Source organism: Streptomyces sp. AC627_RSS907, from assembly GCF_019049165.1.
On sequence record NZ_JAGMUE010000903.1, the window covers coordinates 1 to 557 of the forward strand.

The 557-nt window shown below is 73.2% G+C and carries 1 pseudogene; it reads right to left on the reverse strand.

The window, feature by feature from the left end:
* Positions 1–230 precede the first annotated feature (230 nt).
* Positions 231–557: pseudogene (locus KUM32_RS39370) on the reverse strand (KR domain-containing protein); the annotation flags it as partial.

Here is a 557-nt window from a genome sequence, read left to right on the forward strand (position 1 = left end):
GGGTGCCGACGGTCAGAACGTAGCGCTGCCGAGGTCGGTCTGTCAGCCCCGTATCGTCATACGGTCATGACATGCGGACCGGCCTGACGAGCGCCGGCCCGTCGCCCCAGCCCGGGCCGCGCGCCCCGCACCTCGCTGAGCTGCGGAAAGGACGGAGGCGCGGGACGCCAACGGGTTCGCGGGGCAGGCAGCGGCCGGTGGTGCTGTCGAGCGACGAGGTGGCGACGTGATCAGCGCAACGCCAGCGCTGCCGCGATGGACTGGCCGATCGGCGTCGTCGGGCGGCCGATGAGCCGGGACAGGTCGCCGCTCGTGCCCGCCAGCAGTCCGCGCGCGATCGCCGCGTCGACATCGGTCAGGAGCGCGGCGAACGGCTCGGGCAGTCCAGCGCCGGTCAGGATCTCCTGATGCTGGGCGGCCGTGACGACCGAGTGCGTGATCGCCTCGCCGGACTGGGCCGCGACCTCGGCCGCGTACTCGTCGAAGCTCCAGGCCACGTCGCCGCTCAGCTCGTAGGCGGCGCCCGCGTGACCGTCCTCGGTCAGTACGGTGACGGC